Annotated in this window: 17 protein-coding genes; 11 read left to right on the plus strand and 6 right to left on the minus strand. The window is 67.1% G+C overall.

Translation table 11 applies throughout. From position 1 onward, the window contains the following. Positions 1-26: 26 nt before the first annotated feature. The 4 genes from AC1D29_RS04665 to AC1D29_RS04680 all read right to left on the minus strand — a co-directional run bounded on the left by AC1D29_RS04665 (position 27) and on the right by AC1D29_RS04680 (position 2,508). Complete coding sequence (locus AC1D29_RS04665; RefSeq protein WP_477894730.1) at positions 27-446, minus strand: type II toxin-antitoxin system VapC family toxin; 420 nt, start codon at positions 444-446, stop codon at positions 27-29. Continuing rightward, entirely contained in the window at positions 443-706 is a 264-nt protein-coding gene (locus tag AC1D29_RS04670; protein WP_477894731.1) for an AbrB/MazE/SpoVT family DNA-binding domain-containing protein, read from the minus strand. The genes AC1D29_RS04665 and AC1D29_RS04670 overlap by 4 nt, the downstream gene beginning before the upstream one ends. Positions 707-810: 104 nt before the next feature. Continuing rightward, complete coding sequence (locus AC1D29_RS04675) at positions 811-1,386, minus strand: hypothetical protein (RefSeq protein ID WP_477894732.1); 576 nt, start codon at positions 1,384-1,386, stop codon at positions 811-813. Positions 1,387-1,506: 120 nt separating this feature from the next. Then, the gene (locus AC1D29_RS04680; RefSeq protein ID WP_477894733.1) at positions 1,507-2,508 is read right to left on the minus strand and encodes an HpcH/HpaI aldolase/citrate lyase family protein; all 1,002 of its coding nucleotides are present in this window, start codon (positions 2,506-2,508) and stop codon (positions 1,507-1,509) included. A gap of 149 nt (positions 2,509-2,657) precedes the next feature. Here AC1D29_RS04680 and AC1D29_RS04685 point away from each other — a divergent pair, with 149 nt between their 5' ends. Beyond that, positions 2,658-4,223: a methyl-accepting chemotaxis protein gene (locus tag AC1D29_RS04685; RefSeq protein ID WP_477894734.1), complete on the plus strand. Its 1,566-nt coding sequence runs from the start codon at positions 2,658-2,660 to the stop codon at positions 4,221-4,223. A 61-nt stretch (positions 4,224-4,284) separates the two neighbouring features. On the opposite strand, the gene AC1D29_RS04690 is transcribed toward AC1D29_RS04685, so the two are convergent. Continuing rightward, entirely contained in the window at positions 4,285-5,271 is a 987-nt protein-coding gene (locus AC1D29_RS04690; protein ID WP_477894735.1) for a malate dehydrogenase, read from the minus strand. 82 nt (positions 5,272-5,353) lie between these two features. Here AC1D29_RS04690 and AC1D29_RS04695 point away from each other — a divergent pair, with 82 nt between their 5' ends. The 10 genes from AC1D29_RS04695 (at position 5,354) to AC1D29_RS04740 (ending at position 13,856) form a co-directional block, all read left to right on the plus strand. Then, positions 5,354-6,082 carry a GntR family transcriptional regulator gene (locus AC1D29_RS04695; RefSeq protein ID WP_477894736.1) on the plus strand — a complete coding sequence of 243 codons (729 nt, stop codon included), beginning with the start codon at positions 5,354-5,356 and terminating at the stop codon, positions 6,080-6,082. Positions 6,083-6,173: 91 nt separating this feature from the next. Continuing rightward, entirely contained in the window at positions 6,174-6,602 is a 429-nt protein-coding gene (gene sdhC / locus AC1D29_RS04700) for a succinate dehydrogenase, cytochrome b556 subunit (protein WP_477894737.1), read from the plus strand. A 12-nt stretch (positions 6,603-6,614) separates the two neighbouring features. Then, positions 6,615-6,974: a succinate dehydrogenase, hydrophobic membrane anchor protein gene (sdhD, locus tag AC1D29_RS04705; RefSeq protein ID WP_477894738.1), complete on the plus strand. Its 360-nt coding sequence runs from the start codon at positions 6,615-6,617 to the stop codon at positions 6,972-6,974. Further along, positions 6,974-8,761, plus strand: a complete 1,788-nt coding sequence (sdhA, locus tag AC1D29_RS04710; protein ID WP_477894739.1) for a succinate dehydrogenase flavoprotein subunit — start codon at positions 6,974-6,976, stop codon at positions 8,759-8,761. The genes sdhD and sdhA overlap by 1 nt, the downstream gene beginning before the upstream one ends. Positions 8,762-8,789: 28 nt before the next feature. Beyond that, positions 8,790-9,491, plus strand: coding sequence for a succinate dehydrogenase iron-sulfur subunit (locus AC1D29_RS04715; RefSeq protein ID WP_477894740.1), 702 nt, complete (start codon positions 8,790-8,792; stop codon positions 9,489-9,491). A 2-nt stretch (positions 9,492-9,493) separates the two neighbouring features. Continuing rightward, positions 9,494-9,766: an FAD assembly factor SdhE gene (locus tag AC1D29_RS04720; RefSeq protein WP_477894741.1), complete on the plus strand. Its 273-nt coding sequence runs from the start codon at positions 9,494-9,496 to the stop codon at positions 9,764-9,766. Between the two features lie 32 nt (positions 9,767-9,798). Next, on the plus strand, positions 9,799-11,109 hold the full coding sequence (gene gltA / locus AC1D29_RS04725) for a citrate synthase (protein ID WP_477894742.1): 1,311 nt from the start codon (positions 9,799-9,801) through the stop codon (positions 11,107-11,109). Positions 11,110-11,182: 73 nt separating this feature from the next. After that, entirely contained in the window at positions 11,183-12,106 is a 924-nt protein-coding gene (locus AC1D29_RS04730) for a ribokinase (RefSeq protein ID WP_477894743.1), read from the plus strand. Positions 12,107-12,127: 21 nt separating this feature from the next. Next, positions 12,128-13,441 carry a TRZ/ATZ family hydrolase gene (locus AC1D29_RS04735; RefSeq protein ID WP_477894744.1) on the plus strand — a complete coding sequence of 438 codons (1,314 nt, stop codon included), beginning with the start codon at positions 12,128-12,130 and terminating at the stop codon, positions 13,439-13,441. A gap of 4 nt (positions 13,442-13,445) precedes the next feature. Continuing rightward, the gene (locus AC1D29_RS04740) at positions 13,446-13,856 is read left to right on the plus strand and encodes a hypothetical protein (RefSeq protein WP_477894745.1); all 411 of its coding nucleotides are present in this window, start codon (positions 13,446-13,448) and stop codon (positions 13,854-13,856) included. Positions 13,857-13,861: 5 nt separating this feature from the next. On the opposite strand, the gene AC1D29_RS04745 is transcribed toward AC1D29_RS04740, so the two are convergent. Further along, positions 13,862-16,816: a TonB-dependent receptor plug domain-containing protein gene (locus tag AC1D29_RS04745; RefSeq protein ID WP_477894746.1), complete on the minus strand. Its 2,955-nt coding sequence runs from the start codon at positions 16,814-16,816 to the stop codon at positions 13,862-13,864. Positions 16,817-16,975: the final 159 nt, after the last annotated feature.

A 16,975-nucleotide genomic window follows, 5' to 3' on the forward strand; every position in this document is an offset into this window, starting at 1 on the left:
CTGAAACGGAACGGGATGAAAAAGGCTCAGGGCCTGGGCGCAATGATGCGCAGGCCCTTGAAGTAGTCACGGAAGAAACCGGCATCGCGGGTGATCAGGCCCTGGCATTGCAGCAGGGCGTGCGCGCCGATGAGGAAATCGGGGACGGTGCGTTTGATGTCCTGCGGCGCGGCGTCGGCCGGCAGGCGCTGGCGGTAGCGGCGCTGCATCTCGCCGGCGCGCAGTGCCGAGCGCAGCTCCAACGGCGAGAAGCCGATGCCGATGGCCTCCAGCGTCTCCAGCACGATGTCGCTGTGCCCCAGGCCGGCCACGACCTCGCTGACCACCACGTCGCAGGCGACGACGGGCCCGTTGGACAACGCGCTGCGCAGCAGTTGCTCGGCTTCGTCGGCAGAGGGGCCGTCGCCGATGTAGTCGACGAGCACGGACGTGTCGACAGCGATCATGCCGGTTCGTCCGCAGGGGGCGGGTAGGGGTCGCCGGGCGCGCGGCCGCGCAGCTCGCGCATCACGTCGTCGGTGGTGGTGCCGGCCGGCAGCTTGATGCGGCCGCGCATCTTGGACAGCGCGTCGCCGACATCCTTGCGCAGGATGATGCGCCCGCCGTCCAGCTCGACCTTGAGCGTCGTGCCCTTGGTCAGGCCCAGGGCGTCTCGGACGGCTTTGGGCAGCGTGATCTGCCCTCGCTCGGCAACAGTGGCTTCCATGGCGCCTCCAGCGGCTGGGCGCCGCGGAGGCGGCGACTCAGGTATGCATCAGAAAGTATGCATTCATTCTACATACCGGAGTCGACAGATTCAAGCGAGATGACTCACTTGCCGGCCACGGGCGTGATGCCCAGGCCGTTGCGCGCTGCAGCGGCCGCTTCGGCCTCGGGGTCGTTGATCTTGGCGGCCTTGGCGGCGGCGATCAGCTTTTCCTGCTCGGGGTGGACGCAGTCGTCCAGCAGGCGCTGGCCGATCTTGGTGTCCAGCAGCATGGACTTGTTGGCGATCTGGATCATCAGCGTGCGGCCGGTCACGTCTTCCAGGCGCAGCGCGCCGGTGGACGACAGCACGGGCTTCATCGTGAACAGGTGCTTCTTCCAGGCGACGTTGATGTAACCCGCGACCTTGGGGTGCTTTTCGATGAACACCGTCTCCTTGAACTCGCAGGCGTAGTTGCCGAGGTAGGCGCGCTCGGAGGCGGCGAGCTGGGTTTCGTCGGCGTCGACCAGGACGGGCTCGGGCGGGGGCGGCGGCGTCTTCTTGGCGGGTGCGGCCTTGGCGGCGGCCTTGGGCGCCGGCTTCGCAGCGGCGGGTTTGGCGGGCGCGGTCTGGGCCAGGGCGGGCAGGGCGGCGCAGAGGATCAGGGCGGCGGCGCTGCCGCGAAGAAAGGAGAACTGCATCGGTTTGGAGGTCGAAGGGGAGAGGGGAAACGGCCGCGAATGATGGCCGCAAAGCTGCCGCGCGTGGGTGAGCAGATGTAGGCATTGTCCGACGTGACGGACTGCACACGGCTGCGTGCTTTACCCGATGGCTACGGGGAAAAACGCCGATCGGGCTTCTGCGGGCAGCGGCCGTCCGGTGCGTTCGGCGCGCTCCAGCACGGTCCAGAAATAGCGGTAGCTGGCGCGGTCATGCAATCGATCACGGAAGGAGGTGGGCGCCCATTGCTGCGCTTGCGCGGCGAGCAGCAGTTCGGCCGCCTCGGCGATCTCGTCGGCCGCCGGCGCGAAGGCGTCGACGATGGGGCGGATCTGGTCCGGGTGGATGCTCCACATGCGTGTGTAGCCCAACTCGCGCGCCGCACGGCGGGCCGCGGCGGCGAGCGCGGCGGCATCGCGGAACTCGGTGACGACGCAGTGCGAAGGTGTCTTGCCGAAGGCATGCGCGGCGGCGGCGATCTCCAGCTTGGCGCGCACGACCAGCGGATGCTCGAACTGGCCGGGCAGCTCCATCGCCGCCTTGGGGATCGCGCCGCCGTGGGCCGACACGAAGTCCATCAGCCCGAAGGACAGCGAGGCGATGCGCGGATGGGCGGCGATGCGGAAGACCTCGCGCAGTGCGCCATGGGTCTCGATCAACACCTGCAGCGGCAGCTTGGGCTGGCCGTGGCGCTCGCAAGCCGCGTCGATGGCGGCCGCGGCGCGGTCCACGTCATCGACGCTGTCCGGCTTGGGGATCATCAGATACGCCAGGCGCTGCCCGGCCTTGGCGATCAGCGTGTCGACGTCGGCTTCGAAGGCCGCATGGCCCCAGGGATGCACGCGCGCGCCGACGCGGCCGAAGCGGTTGGCAGCGCTCGTGGCCAGTTCGGCGATCAGCAGCGCGTGCTCGGCCTCGCCGCCGACCGGGGCGCCGTCCTCGGCATCCAGCGTGATGTCGAAGATCGGGCCCAGTTCGGACTGCAGGGCCAGGCTCTTCCTCATGCGGGCCTCGACGCCGCAATAGTGGTCGACGACGGGCAGGGAAGGCCGGGCGATTTCATGGCCGAACAAGGCCTGACGGGGATGCAGGAGGGCGCTCATCGCGCCACTGTACTCAGCCGGCAAGCCGCTGCGGCCGTGACACCGGTCGCGCATTTGCGACGCTTGCCGAGTGACTGGCGGCTTTCCGCACTGTCACATGTTTGTCGGCCGTGACAGGATTGGCGCACACGACATCACGGAGACGAGAAATGACCCTGCTCGAGTCGCTCAGTTGTTCCCGCCGTCTTGCCCTGCAGACCTTGGGCGCCGTCCTTGGCGTGCTGCTGGTCGCCGGCTTCCTGTTGTTCTCCGAGCGCTCGCTGATCATGAACGAGCGCCAGCAGGCCGTGCGCCAGGCCGTGGAGGCGGCGCATGGCGTGGTGGCGCATTTCCATGGCCAGATCGCCAGCGGCAAGCTGACCGAGGAAGACGCCAAGAAGGCGGCGCTCGCGGCGGTGAAAGGACTGAGGTACAGCGGCAACGAGTACTTCTGGATCAACGACATGACGCCGGTCATGGTCATGCACCCGATGAAGCCGGAGCTGGACGGCAAGCCGCTGACGAGCAGCAAGGACCCGACCGGCAAGACCTTGTTCGTCGAGATGGTGGACATCGTCAAGGCCAGCGGCGCGGGCTTCCTGCCCTACATGTGGCCCAAGCCCGGCAGCGAGCAGCCGGTGCCCAAGGTGTCGTATGTGAAGGGCTTTGCGCCCTGGGGCTGGATCATCGGCTCGGGCGTCTATGTGGACACGGTCAACCAGGCTATCTGGCAGCGCGTCTGGCAGGTGGGCATTGGCGTGCTGGTGCTGGTGGGCGTGCTGCTGGCGCTGGGTCTGGCGATCACGCGCAGCATCACGCGCCAGCTGGGCGGAGAGCCCTCTGCGGTCAACAGCATCACGCGCCGGCTGGCCGAGGGCGACCTCAGCGTCGACATCGACGTGAAGCCTGGCGACCGCGCCAGCGTCATGCAAGGTGTCAGCGCGATGCGCGACAGCATGGCCAGCATCGTGCAGCAGGTGCGCGATGGTTCGGAGTCGGTCGCCAACGCCAGTTCCGAGATCGCCAGCGGCAACCAGGACTTGAGCGCCCGTACCGAGAGCCAGGCCAGCGCGCTGCAGCAGACGGCGGCATCGATGGACGAGCTGGGCGCGACGGTGCGCAACAACGTCGACAACGCGCAGCAGGCCAACCAGCTGGCGCAGAACGCCTCGCATGTGGCGGCCGAGGGTGGCCAGGTCGTCAAGCAGGTCGTCGACACGATGAAGGGCATCAACGACAGCTCGCGCCGCATCGGCGACATCATCTCGGTCATCGATGGCATTGCCTTCCAGACCAACATCCTGGCGCTGAACGCCGCCGTGGAAGCGGCGCGGGCCGGTGAGCAGGGTCGGGGCTTTGCCGTCGTGGCCGGTGAGGTGCGGTTGCTGGCCGGGCGCAGCGCCGAGGCGGCGCGCGAGATCAAGACACTGATCTCGCAGAGCATGGAGCGCGTGGACCGCGGCAACACGCTGGTGGACCAGGCCGGCGCGACGATGGACCGGGTCGTCAGCAGCATCCAGCGGGTCACCGACATCATGGGCGAGATCAGCTCGTCCAGCGCCGAGCAGAGCGCGGGCGTGTCGCAGGTCGGCACGGCCGTCACGCAGATGGACCAGGCCACGCAGCAGAACGCCGCCATGGTGGAGCAGATGGCCGCCGCGGCCGACGGCCTCAAGGCGCAGGCCCAGCAGCTGGTGGAGACCGTGTCGACCTTCCGCCTACCCACCGCGCGCTGACCGCAGGCGGCAACGAAAAAGGCCTCCCGAGGGAGGCCTTTGTCTTGGCTGAAGACGACGCTTACAGCAGGTGCTTGACGCCGTCCTGCTCGTCCGTCAGTTCCTTCAGCGTCTTGTTGATGCACTCCTGCGAGAACTCGTCGATGCTGATGCCTTCGACGATCTTGTACTCGCCACCTTCGCAGGTGACCGGGTAGCCGAACATGACTTCCTTGGGAATGCCGTATTCGCCGCCCGACGGGATGCCCATCGTGACCCACTTGCCGTTGGTGCCCAGGGCCCAGTCGCGCATGTGGTCGATGGCGGCGTTGGCGGCCGAGGCGGCCGACGACAGGCCACGGGCGGCAATGATGGCGGCGCCGCGCTTGCCGACAGTGGGCAGGAAGGTGTTGCGGTTCCAGTCTTCGTCGTTGATCAGCGTCTTCACCGACTGGCCGTCGATGGTGGCGTTGCGGTAGTCGGCGTACATCGTCGGCGAGTGGTTGCCCCACACGGCCAGCTTCTCGATCGCGCCCACCGGCTTGCCGGTCTTGGAGGCGATCTGCGAGGCGGCGCGGTTGTGGTCCAGGCGCAGCATGGCGGTGAAGTTCTTGGCCGGCAGGTCAGGCGCCGACTTCATCGCGATGTAGGCGTTGGTGTTGGCCGGGTTGCCGACCACCAGCACGCGCACGTTGCGCGAGGCGACGGCGTTCAGCGCCTTGCCTTGCACGGTGAAGATCTGGGCGTTGGCGGCCAGCAGGTCGGCGCGCTCCATGCCGGGGCCGCGCGGGCGTGCGCCGACCAGCAGTGCGTAGTCGGTGTCCTTGAACGCGGTCATCGGGTCGCTGTGGGCTTCGATGCCGGCCAGCAGCGGGAAGGCGCAGTCTTCCAGCTCCATGATCACGCCCTTCAGCGCGTTCTGGGCCTTCTCGTCGGGGATCTCCAGCAGCTGCAGGATGACGGGCTGGTCCTTGCCCAGCATTTCGCCGGAAGCGATGCGGAACAGCAGGGCGTAGCCGATCTGGCCGGCAGCGCCGGTGACGGCGACGCGAACGGGTTTCTTGCTCATGGAGGTCTCCGAGGGGGCAGTTGAAAAATCGGAAGGCGAATCCCGTCAAGTGTACGGGCATACCCTGTGCTGCAATGCGCGCATGCCCCCAATCAAGCCAAGGCCGCCCGCCCCGCTGTACGAGCAAATCCGCCAGCTGATCGTCGCCGCGCTGGCGGCCGGCGAGTGGCGGCCCGGCGATGCGTTGCCCAGCGAGGCCGCGCTGGCGGAGCGCTTCCATGCCAGCCCCGGCACAGTGCGGCGCGCGCTGGATGAGCTGACAGCCGAGCATCTCGTCGAGCGCCGTCAGGGCCGCGGCACCTTTGTCGCGACGCACACGGCGCCGCGCAATTCCTATCGCTTCCTGCGCCTGGTTGCCGACGACGGTGAGAGCGGCTTCACACGCGAGTTGCTGCATTGCCGTCGCGCCCGCGCCACGGCCGAGACGGCGCGCGCGCTGCAGCTGCGCACCGCCGAGCCGGTCATCGAGGTGCGGCGGCTGTTGCTGCGGCGCGGCCAGCCCGTCGTGCTGGACGACCTGTGGCTGCCGGAGCGGCACTTCGAGGGGCTGACAGCGCCGCTGATCGACGCCTACCCGGGCACGCTCTACGCGCTGTTCGAGGAGCGCTTCGGCGTGCACATGGTGCGGGCGGAGGAGAAGCTGCGTGCCGTCGCAGCGAGTGAGGAGGCGGCGGCGCTGCTGCGCGTGACGGCCGCCGAGCCGCTGCTCAGCGTCGAGCGCGTGGCCTATACCTATGGCGACCGACCGGTCGAATTGCGTCGCGGCCTCTACCACACGCAAGCGGATCACTACCGCAATGAGTTGAACTGAATCTGACAATGCCGCAGTGCAGCAACCGCGAAGGTCGGGCTTTCTCTCTGCCCTAGAATCTTTCGGTTTCACATTGATTACGGGCACGACCATGACGGACAGCGTCAAGAAAAGACCGGTCTACACCAATATTCACGTCACGCAGATCGTCAGCTACCGCCTCCCGCCGGCCGGCATCGTGTCCATCCTGCACCGCATCAGCGGGCTGTTGATGTTCCTGTTGCTGCCCTTCGTGATGTGGATGCTGGACAGCAGCCTGAGCTCCGAAATCTCCTTCGAAGCCTTCACGAACGTCTTCGTCGCGGGTGCCGCAGGCATCCCCGGCTGGTTCGTCAAGCTCGTGGCGCTGGGGTTGATCTGGGGCTATCTGTTCCATTTCATCGCCGGTGTGCGCCACCTGTGGATGGACGTGACGCACAGCGTCAGTAAGGCCCAGGGCCACAGCTCGGCGCTTGTCACGCTGGCACTGAGCACGCTGCTGACGCTGCTGCTGGGCGCCAAGCTGTTCGGCCTGTACTGAGGAGAACAAAAAATGAGTACCTTTGGTTCGAAGCGCATCGTCGTCGGTGCGCATTACGGCCTGCGCGACTGGCTGGCGCAACGCGTCACCGCCGTGCTGATGGCCTTGTTCACCGTCGTGCTGCTGGCGCAGGTGCTGATGCCCGGCGCCCTCGGCTATGACCGCTGGGCGGCGATCTTTTCGCAGCAGTGGATGAAGCTGCTGACCTTCGTGACCATCCTGTCGCTCGCGTATCACGCCTGGGTCGGCATGCGCGACATCTGGATGGACTACATCCAGCCCGTCGGCATTCGCCTCGTGCTGCAGGTGTTCACCATCGTTTGGTTGTTGGGATGCGCCGGCTGGGCGATCCAGGTTCTGTGGAGACTCTGATGGCGCAGCTTGCGACCCGTAAGTTTGATGTGGTGATCGTCGGGGCCGGCGGCTCCGGCATGCGCGCCTCGCTGCAATTGGCGCTGGCCGGCCTGAACGTGGCCGTGCTGTCCAAGGTCTTCCCAACCCGCTCGCACACCGTCGCCGCGCAAGGCGGCATCGGCGCGTCCCTGGGCAACATGTCCGAGGACAACTGGCACTACCACTTCTTCGACACCGTCAAGGGTTCGGACTGGCTGGGCGACCAGGACGCCATCGAGTTCATGTGCCGCGAAGCGCCCAAGGTCGTCTACGAGCTTGAGCACTTCGGCATGCCGTTCGACCGCAACGCCGACGGCACCATCTACCAGCGCCCGTTCGGCGGTCACACGGCCAACTACGGCGAGAAGCCCGTGCAGCGCGCGTGCGCCGCAGCCGACCGCACCGGCCACGCGATGCTGCACACGCTGTACCAGCAGAACGTCAAGGCGCGCACGCAGTTCTTCGTCGAGTGGATGGCGCTGGACCTGATCCGCGACGCCGAAGGCGACGTGGTCGGCGTGACGGCGCTGGAGATGGAGACCGGTGAGGTCCACATCCTGCAAGGCAAGACCGTGCTGCTGGCCACCGGCGGCGCAGGTCGCATCTTTGCGGCCAGCACCAACGCCTTCATCAACACCGGCGACGGCCTGGGCATGGCGGCGCGCGCCGGCATCCCGCTGGAAGACATGGAGTTCTGGCAGTTCCACCCGACCGGCGTGCACAACGCCGGCGTGTTGCTGACCGAAGGCTGCCGTGGCGAAGGCGCCATCCTGCGCAATGCCAACGGCGAGCGCTTCATGGAGCGCTACGCGCCGACGCTGAAGGACCTGGCACCGCGCGACTTCGTGTCGCGCTGCATGGACCAGGAGATCAAGGAAGGTCGCGGCTGTGGTCCCAACAAGGACTACATCAACCTCGACATGACCCACCTGGGCGGCGACACCATCGCCAAGCGCCTGCCGTCGGTGCTGGAGATTGGCCACAACTTCGCCAACGTCGACATCACCAAGGAACCCATTCCCGTGGTGCCGACCATCCACTACCAGATGGGTGGCATCCCCACCAACATCCACGGTCAGGTGGTGGCGCCCAAGAACGGCAACCCCAACGAGATCATCAAGGGCTTGTACGCCGTGGGCGAATGCGCCTGCGTCAGCGTGCACGGCGCCAACCGGCTGGGCACGAACTCGCTGCTGGACCTGCTGGTGTTCGGCCGCGCGGCCGGCAACCACCTGGTCGCCGCAGACCTGGGCAAGCAGTCGCACAAGGCGCTGCCGGCCGACGCGGCGGACCGCTCGCTGGCCCGCCTGGCCCGCCTGGACAGCAGCAGCAGCGGCGAATATGCGCAGGACGTCGCCAACGACCTGCGCGCCGCGATGCAGCAGCATGCCGGCGTGTTCCGCACGCAAGCCATGCTGAACGAGGGCGTGACCCAGATCGCCGCGATTGCGGAGCGGGTCAAGAACATCACGCTCAAGGACAAGTCCAAGGTCTTCAACACCGCGCGCATCGAGGCGCTGGAAGTGGAGAACCTGATCGAGGCGGCGCAGGCCACCATCGTCTCGGCGGCCGCTCGCACCGAGAGCCGTGGCGCCCACACGGTCAACGACTACGGCGACACGCCGGCCCATCCCAACGGCCGCAACGACGAGCAGTGGATGAAGCACACGCTGTGGTACTCCGAGGGCAATCGTCTGGACTACAAGCCGGTCAACCTCAAGCCGCTGACCGTTGAATCGATCCCCCCGAAGGTCCGCACCTTCTGACGGCCGCCGACCAAGGACATTGAAGATCATGAAGCGCACCTTCCAGATTTACCGCTACGACCCGGACAAGGACGCCAAGCCCTACATGCAGACCCTCGAGGTCGAGCTGGACGGCTCGGAGCGCATGTTGCTGGACGCCCTGAACAAGCTCAAAGCCGTCGACCCCAGCCTGTCCTTCCGTCGCTCCTGCCGCGAAGGCGTGTGCGGCTCGGATGCGATGAACATCAACGGCAAGAATGGCCTGGCCTGCCTGACGAACATGCGCACGCTGCCGGGCACCATCGTGCTCAAGCCGCTGCCGGGCCTGCCCGTCGTGCGCGACCTCATCGTCGACATGACGCAGTTCTTCAAGCAGTACCACTCGATCAAGCCCTACCTCGTCAACGACAACATCCCGCCCGACACCGAGCGGCTGCAGTCGCCCGAGGAGCGCGACGAGCTCAACGGCCTGTACGAGTGCATCCTGTGCGCGAGCTGCTCCACGAGCTGCCCGAGCTTCTGGTGGAACCCCGACAAGTTCGTCGGCCCGGCAGGTCTCTTGCAGGCCTACCGCTTCATCGCCGACAGCCGCGACGAAGCCACCGCCGAGCGCCTGGACAACCTCGAAGACCCGTACCGCCTGTTCCGCTGCCACACCATCATGAACTGCGTGGACGTCTGCCCCAAGGGCCTGAACCCCACGAAGGCCATCGGCAAGATCAAGGAATTGATGGTCCGCCGCGCGGTCTGACGATGGCTGAAGCAGCAGAGGCCCTGATCGATGAACGCGCGCTGTCCAAGCTGCGCTGGCGTTGCCGTCGGGGCCTGCTCGAGAACGACCTCCTCATCGAGCGCTTCTTCAACCGTCACCCGGACGGCATCAGCGTCAGTCATGCTGACGGCCTGACTGCACTGATGGACCTGGCCGACAACGATCTTCTCGACCTGTTACTGCGCCGCAAGGAACCCAGTGGTGAAATCAACACCACTGCCGTGCGAGGCGTGCTCGCCGAACTGCGCACCTGAACCAGTTTTTCAAAGCCTCAAAGGACTGCACCATGACCCCGTCCGACGTGAAAGCCACCCTGTCGTTCTCCGACGGCAGCCCCTCGATGGAACTGCCCCTGTACAAGGGCAGCATCGGCCCGGATGTCATCGACATCCGCAAGCTCTACGCGCAGACCGGCAAGTTCACCTACGACCCCGGCTTCCTGTCGACGGCGTCGTGCAACTCGACCATCACCTACATCGACGGTGACAAGGGCGAGCTGCTGTACCGCGGCTACCCGATCGACCAGCTGGCGGTGAACTGCGACTACCTCGAGACCTGCTACCTGCTGCTGTACGGAGAGCTGCCGAACGCGGCCCAGAAGGCCAACTTCGAAGACCGTGTGATGCACCACACCATGGTCAACGAGCAGATGCAATTCTTCCTGCGCGGTTTCCGCCGTGATGCCCACCCGATGGCCGTCATGACGGGCCTGGTGGGTGCGATGTCCTCGTTCTATCACGACAGCACGGACATCAATAACCCCGAGCACCGTGAGATTTCGGCCATCCGCCTGATCGCCAAGATGCCCACGCTGGTGTCCATGGCCTACAAGTACACGATCGGCCAGCCCTACATCTACCCGCAGAACGACCTCAGCTACGCCGGCAACTTCATGCGCATGATGTTTGCCACGCCGTGCGAGGAGTACAAGCCCAATGACGTGCTGGTGCGCGCAATGGACCGCATCTTCACGCTGCACGCCGACCACGAGCAGAACGCGTCGACGTCGACCGTGCGCCTGTGCGGCTCGTCGGGCACCAACCCGTTCGCGGCCATCGCGGCCGGTGTGGCCTGCCTGTGGGGCCCCGCGCACGGCGGCGCCAACGAGGCGGCGCTGAACATGCTGGGCGACATCCAGAAGCAGGGCGGCGTGGCCCGCATCGGCGAGTTCGTCAACAAGGTCAAGGACAAGAACTCCGGCGTCAAGCTGATGGGCTTCGGTCACCGTGTCTACAAGAACTACGACCCGCGTGCCAAGCTGATGCGCGAGACCTGCCACGAGGTGCTGAACGAGCTGGGCCTGCAGAACGACCCGCTGTTCGAGCTGGCCATGAAGCTGGAGAAGATCGCGCTGGAAGACGAGTACTTCGTCGCCCGCAAGCTCTACCCGAACGTCGACTTCTACTCGGGCATCGTGCAGCGCGCCATCGGCATCCCGGTGCCGCTGTTCACGGCCATCTTCGCGCTGGCCCGCACGGTCGGCTGGATCGCTCAGCTCAATGAGATGATCGGCGACCCCGAGTACAAGATCGGCCGCCCGCGCCAGCTGTTCGTCGGCGCCACGCCGCGCGACGTCAAGCCCATCGCCCAACGTTGATGGCCGGCTGATCGGCTCACGCCTCACCGCGAACCCCTCGGTCCTCCGAGGGGTTCTTTCGTTTGGAGACTGGATGACTGCACCTGAGATCCTCGTCCTCGGCAGCGTCAATCGCGACCTCATCGTGCATGCACCGCGCCTGCCGCTGCCAGGCGAGACGCTGCGTGGCCAGCGCTTCGGCTCCTGCCTGGGCGGCAAGGGAGCGAACCAGGCGGTGGCCGCGGCGCGCCTCGGCGCCCGCGTCGCGCTGGCTGCCCGCGTGGGCCTGCTGGAGAACGGCGCGGCCATGGTGGAGCAGCTCAAAGGCGAGGGCGTTGATACCCGCGCCGTCGTCCAGCCGGCCGACGAGGTGCCGGGTGTGGCGCTGATCGTCGTCGGCGCCGAGGATGCGGAAAACCAGATCGTCACGGTCGCGGGCTCCAACGGCACGCTGCCGCTGGCGCAGGTCGAGGCCTTGGACTTGACGGGCCTGCGCTGGCTCATCGCCCAGCAGGAGCTGCCGCTGCAGAGCATCGCGCGCGCCTTCGAGCGCGCCCGTGAGGCGGGCGTGAAGACGCTGCTGAATGCCGCGCCTTACCGGCCAGGCTGTGAATCCTTGCTGCCCTTGGTCGATCTGCTCGTCGTCAACGCGCTCGAAGCCCAGGCACTGGTCACGACGCTGGGTGGCGGCGTGGCCGAACCCGAGGCGCTGGCCCGGGCGCTGCGCGCCAAGGGGCCCTCGGCCGTGCTGGTGTCGCTGGGCGCCGATGGCCTGTGCTGGGTCGACGACCAAGGCCCGCGCCGCGTGCCGGCTCTGCCGGTGAAGGCGGTGGACACCGTCGGTGCAGGCGATACCCTCGTCGGTGCGCTCGTCACCGCGCTGGCCGAAGGCCAGCCCATCGCGAACGCACTCGCGTTCGCGCAGGCCGCCGCGGCGCTGGCCGTGTCGCGCGCCGGCGTGCAGGATGCGATGCCGCGCCGCGCCGAGGTCGAGCAACTTCTCATCCAGAAGAACTGAATCCCACAAGGAGAACAAGAGATGTCCCAGACCCTGCTGCTGCCCCGCTGGCTGCTGACGATGAAGGCCGGCGAAGACACGCTGGAAAACCACGCGCTGCTGATCGACGGCGAGCGCATCGCCGCCATCGGCCCGCGCGCCGAGCTGCTGGCCCGGTACCCGCAGGCCGAGCGCGTCGAGCTGCCCGAGCAGATCCTCATCCCCGGCCTCATCAACGGCCATGCGCATTCGGCCATGACGCTGCTGCGCGGCGTTGCCGACGACGTGCCGCTGATGGACTGGCTGCAGAACCACATCTGGCCGCTGGAGAAGAAGTGGGTCAGCGAGGCATGGACCTACCTCGGCTCCAAGCTGGCAGCCGCCGAAGGCCTGCGCAGCGGCACGACCTACATCAACGACATGTACTTCTTCCCGACCGCGATGGCCCGTGCCGCCGTGGACTCGGGCGTGCGCGCCGCCGTGTCGATGAACGTGATCGACTTCCCCACGGGCTATGCCAGCGGTCCGGACGATTACATCGCCAAGGGCATCGCCGCCTATGAGCAGTACAAGGGCGAGAAGCTGCTGGACTGGACCAGCGCGCCGCATGCACCGTACACAGTGTCCGACGAAACCTTCATCAAGCTGCGCGACCTGGCCGAGAAACTGGACATCCAGATGCACTGCCACATCCATGAGACGGCGGGCGAGGTGGAAGACGGTTTGAAACAGTTCGGCGTGCGGCCACTGGAACGGTTGACTAAGCTGGGATTGATGAACGAGCGCATGATCGCCGTCCACATGGTTCACCTCAATAACGACGAGATCGAGCTGATGGCCCGGAATGGCGTGCACCTGGTGCACAACCCCAACTCCAACCTGAAGCTGGCGTCCGGCGTGATGCCGCTGAAGGCGCTGGAGGCCGCCGGCGTCAACACCATCCTCGGTACCGACGGTGCGGCGTCCAACAACCGCCTGGACATGTTCGGCGAGATCCGTTCGGCCGCGTTGCTGGCCAAGGGCATCACCGGTGATCCGACGGTGGCCACCGCGCGCACGGCGCTGGAGATGGCCACCATCCGCGCCGCCAAGGCCATGGGCCGCGCCGACGACCTGGGCTCGCTGGAGGTCGGCAAGCTGGCCGACGTCGTGGCCGTTTCGCTGGACAGCATCGAATGCCAGCCGGTCTACAACGCAGCCGCCCAGCTCGTCTACGTGGCCGGCCGCGAGCACGTCAGCAACGTGTGGGTGGGCGGCCGCCAGGTGCTGCGCGAGCGCCAGCCGACGACCGTCGACGTCCCCGCGCTGCTGGCCGAGGTGCGCGACGTCGTGGGCCGCATGCAGGCGCCCGCCTGATGCCATGAAACCGGCGTGGAGCCAGCACGGCCACTTCAGCCTGACGTGGCGGGGTGAGGTGCTGGTGCTGCGCCTGGAGGGCACCTGGAACGAGGTCGCGGCCGAGCGGCTGCGCGAGGAGGGCGGCCGCCTGGCGCGCGAGCATGCCGACCGGCCCTGGGGCCTGCTCAGCGACACCGCCGCCTGGGAAGGGGCGACGCCCGAGGCGCTGGACGGCATCTGGGCCTTCTTCGAGGACGCCCTGGCCCACGGCCTTGTCGCCGCGGCCACGGTCATCCCCGACAGTTTTCAGGCCCTCATCATCCAGCCCATGGCGGCCCGCGCCGCCGCGATGACCAACTTCCACGGCTGCGCCAGCGTTGCCGCGGCGGAGGCGTGGCTGAAGGCGCGCGGCCTGAGCCTGGGCGTTGACTAGCCGCGTCAGAACGACATGCGCGCGCCCACGCGGTACTGCCGGCCCAGCACGTCGTACAGGAAGGGGTTGATGCCGTAGCCCGTGCCCGTCTGTGGCGCCGCCACGGGGTCCACGTCAGTCAGGTTGTCGACCTTGAAGTAGACCGTCAGGTTCTTGTTGAGCTTGTACGAGCCGCCGATGTCCCAGTAGAAGGCGCCCTTCATCTGGTTGTCCAGGATGGTTGGGTGGACGACCGTGGCGGTCGGGCAGCTGGTCTGGCACTCGATGTACTCGTTGCTGTAGACGCCCTTGCTGATCCAGCGTTGCGAGACCGTGAAGCTGGCCGCGTCGGTGTCCCAGGACTGCGAGAACTGGCCCTTCCACTTGGGCGTGTTGCCGAGGTTGACGCCGGCGGCCTCGCTCGGGATGGTGCCGACGACGCCCGAGTTGGTCACGAAGCTGCGTGTGTGCGTGGCGAGCGCGCGCAGCGTCAGGCTGCCGGGCAGGCCGACACCGCCCAGGTTGAAGCGGTAGACGCCTTCCAGGTCGAAGCCCTTGTTGCGCATGGACGCGAGGTTGAAGGCCTGCAGCGTGACGAACTTGGTGGCGCTGACGAGGTCCATCGCCGCGCAGATCTCCTGGTTGCCGGCGGCGCACAGGTCCACCTCCTGCTGCGCGGTCAGCGAGGAGATGACGTCGTTGACCTTGATATCGAAGTAGTCGACGGAGGCGCTGAAGCCCGGCGCCCACTTGGGCTGGGCCAGCACGATGCCCAGCGTCGTGTTGCGGCCGATCTCGGGGCGCAGCTTGGTGTTGCCGATGGTGCGCTGCTGCACGGTGAGCGTGGTGCCGCCGGAGTTGACCGTGTTGTTGACGACCAGCGGCGCGGCGAACAGCTCGCTGAGGTTGGGCGCGCGCACGTCCTTGGACGTGACGGCGCGCAGCCGCAGGCCATCGACGCCGGTCTTCCAGGTGGTGCCGGCCTTCCAGCTGTCGACGTTGCCGGAGGTGGAGTAGCGCGTGTGGCGGCCGGCGACGTTGACGTTGGCTTCGCCCAGGCTCGCCGACTTGAACAGCGGCAGGTTCAGCTCGATGAAGCCCTCCTTGACGTTGTAGCTGCCCTCGGCGTTGTGATAGTTGCCGGCGTACCAGTTGTTGCCAATGCTGGTGTTGAGCAGCGGGTCGGCGGGGTAGGCGGCGGTGTTGGGCGTGGCGGCGGAAACGCCGTTGCCGTAGGGGTCGCCGGTGACGTAGTACTGCTCCTTGCGCACCTCGGCGCCGAAGGCCACGGCCACCGGGCCAGCCCACAGCGAGAACGGTTCGCCGTTGATGGCGAAGCTGGCGACCGACTGGCGCTGGCGCGAGTGCTGGTGCGGGCCGTTGGCGGGCTCGATGTACGCCATCGCCGCCGGATCGGCGGGCACGTCGCCAATGATGTTGAGCGGCACGCAGCCCGAGGCGACCGCGGCCGGGTTGCGGCAGATGATGGTGTTGTTGGGACCGCGGATGGCGTCGATGGCGGCGTTGTAGCGCGCGTTCAGCGACATGTTGGCAACGCTGATGTCGATGGTGTTCTGGCCATGCGCCGCGTAGGCGTCATAGGTCCAGGGCTTGCCGAAGGCGTCGAACTTGCCGTTGGCGCCCACCACGGCGCGCAACTGCGTGCGCACCGGGTTGACCTCGATGTCCTTGGGGAAGACCGCGTTGGACGTGCCGTACTTGAAGCTGGTGATGTTGTTCGTCACGCACAGCGCCTGGATGGACGCGGGCACGAACGGGTTGTCGCACTGGATGGTCAGGTTGTCGTTCTTGGCCGCGCCCGGGTTGGGTGTGAAGCGTGAGTCGACCTTGCCGTAGTTGAGGGTGAAGAACACCTCGTGGTCGTCGTTGAGCTCGAGGCTGCCGCGCGTGTAGGCCACCTGGCGCGTCATGTTCATGCCCAGCGTCGTGCCGCCGCCCACGGTGCCGGCCAGGTCGCCGCCCACGCAAAACGGCGTGACGCAGCCGGTGACCGCACCCGTGCCGGTGGGCACGCCGTTCGAGCCGTAGTTGAACTTGAACGGCACGCCGTCCTTGCCGAAGGCCGTGCCCTGCAGCGGGCCGTTGGTGATGAGGCCGTACTTGGCGTATTGGAACTGCTGCGCGTTCTCGATGAAGGTGTACTGCGGCTTGCCGTCCGTGGTCTGGCCCAGCGGGCGCACCTGGAAGGCCGGGTTCTTGAACCAGTCGCGGCCATTGGCGCCCGCGCCGCCGAAGCGGGGGGAGGGCACGCCCTTCTCGCGGCCGTACTCGACGCTGGCCGAGAGGTGCGCGCGGCCGTCCAGGAAGCCGCGGCCCCAGGCAGCCTGCAGCGTGGTGTTGCGGTCGTCGTGGTAGTTGGTCTCACCGGCCTCGACGTTGGCCTTGAAGCCGGTGAAGCGCTTGTCGGTGATGAAGTTGACGACGCCGCCGACGGCATCCGAGCCGTAGGACGCCGAGGCGCCGCCGGTCACCACATCCACCTGCTTGATCAGCAGTTGCGGGAACTGGCTCACGTCCGTCACGCCGGTCACGTTGGCGCCGACGACGCGCTGGCCGTCCAGCAGCGTCAGCGTGCGGATGGGCCCGAGGCCGCGCAGGCTCAGCGAGCTCAGGCCCTGGATGCCGCTGCTGGTGCTGTTGGTGCTGGTCGTGCGGCCGGTGCTGCCCTGCAGCGCGGGCAGCTCGGCCAGCGCGTTGAAGAGGTTGGGCTTGGCGACCTTTTCCAGGTCGGCGGCGACCATGCGCGTCGTCGGCGTGGGCTGGCTGAAGCCGCGGGCGGAGATGCGCGATCCGGACACCACGACGGTGCCGAGCACGTTGGCAGCGCTGGCGGCGTCCGGCTGGCCTTCGGTGGCCGGCGGGGTGGCGTCGGCGGTCTGGGCGTGAGCCGGCAAGGCCAGGCCGGCGCAGGCACCGAGGGCCGCGAGGTGGATCAGGGTTTTGTGACCGGGGTTGCGCATGGATGTCTCCTGGTTGGCAGCTTGTGTCGCTGGTTTCGTGGGTCACCGTTAAAGCGGTGATCGGTGGGTCTGGGTGAAACGCTATGGATAGCGCTATCCGATTGATCCAAAAAAAAGGGGCGGGCGCTTCGTCAATGCTGTGAAAAACAAACCGTCCGC

The sequence above is a fragment of the Roseateles sp. P1_C6 genome (assembly GCF_056406315.1).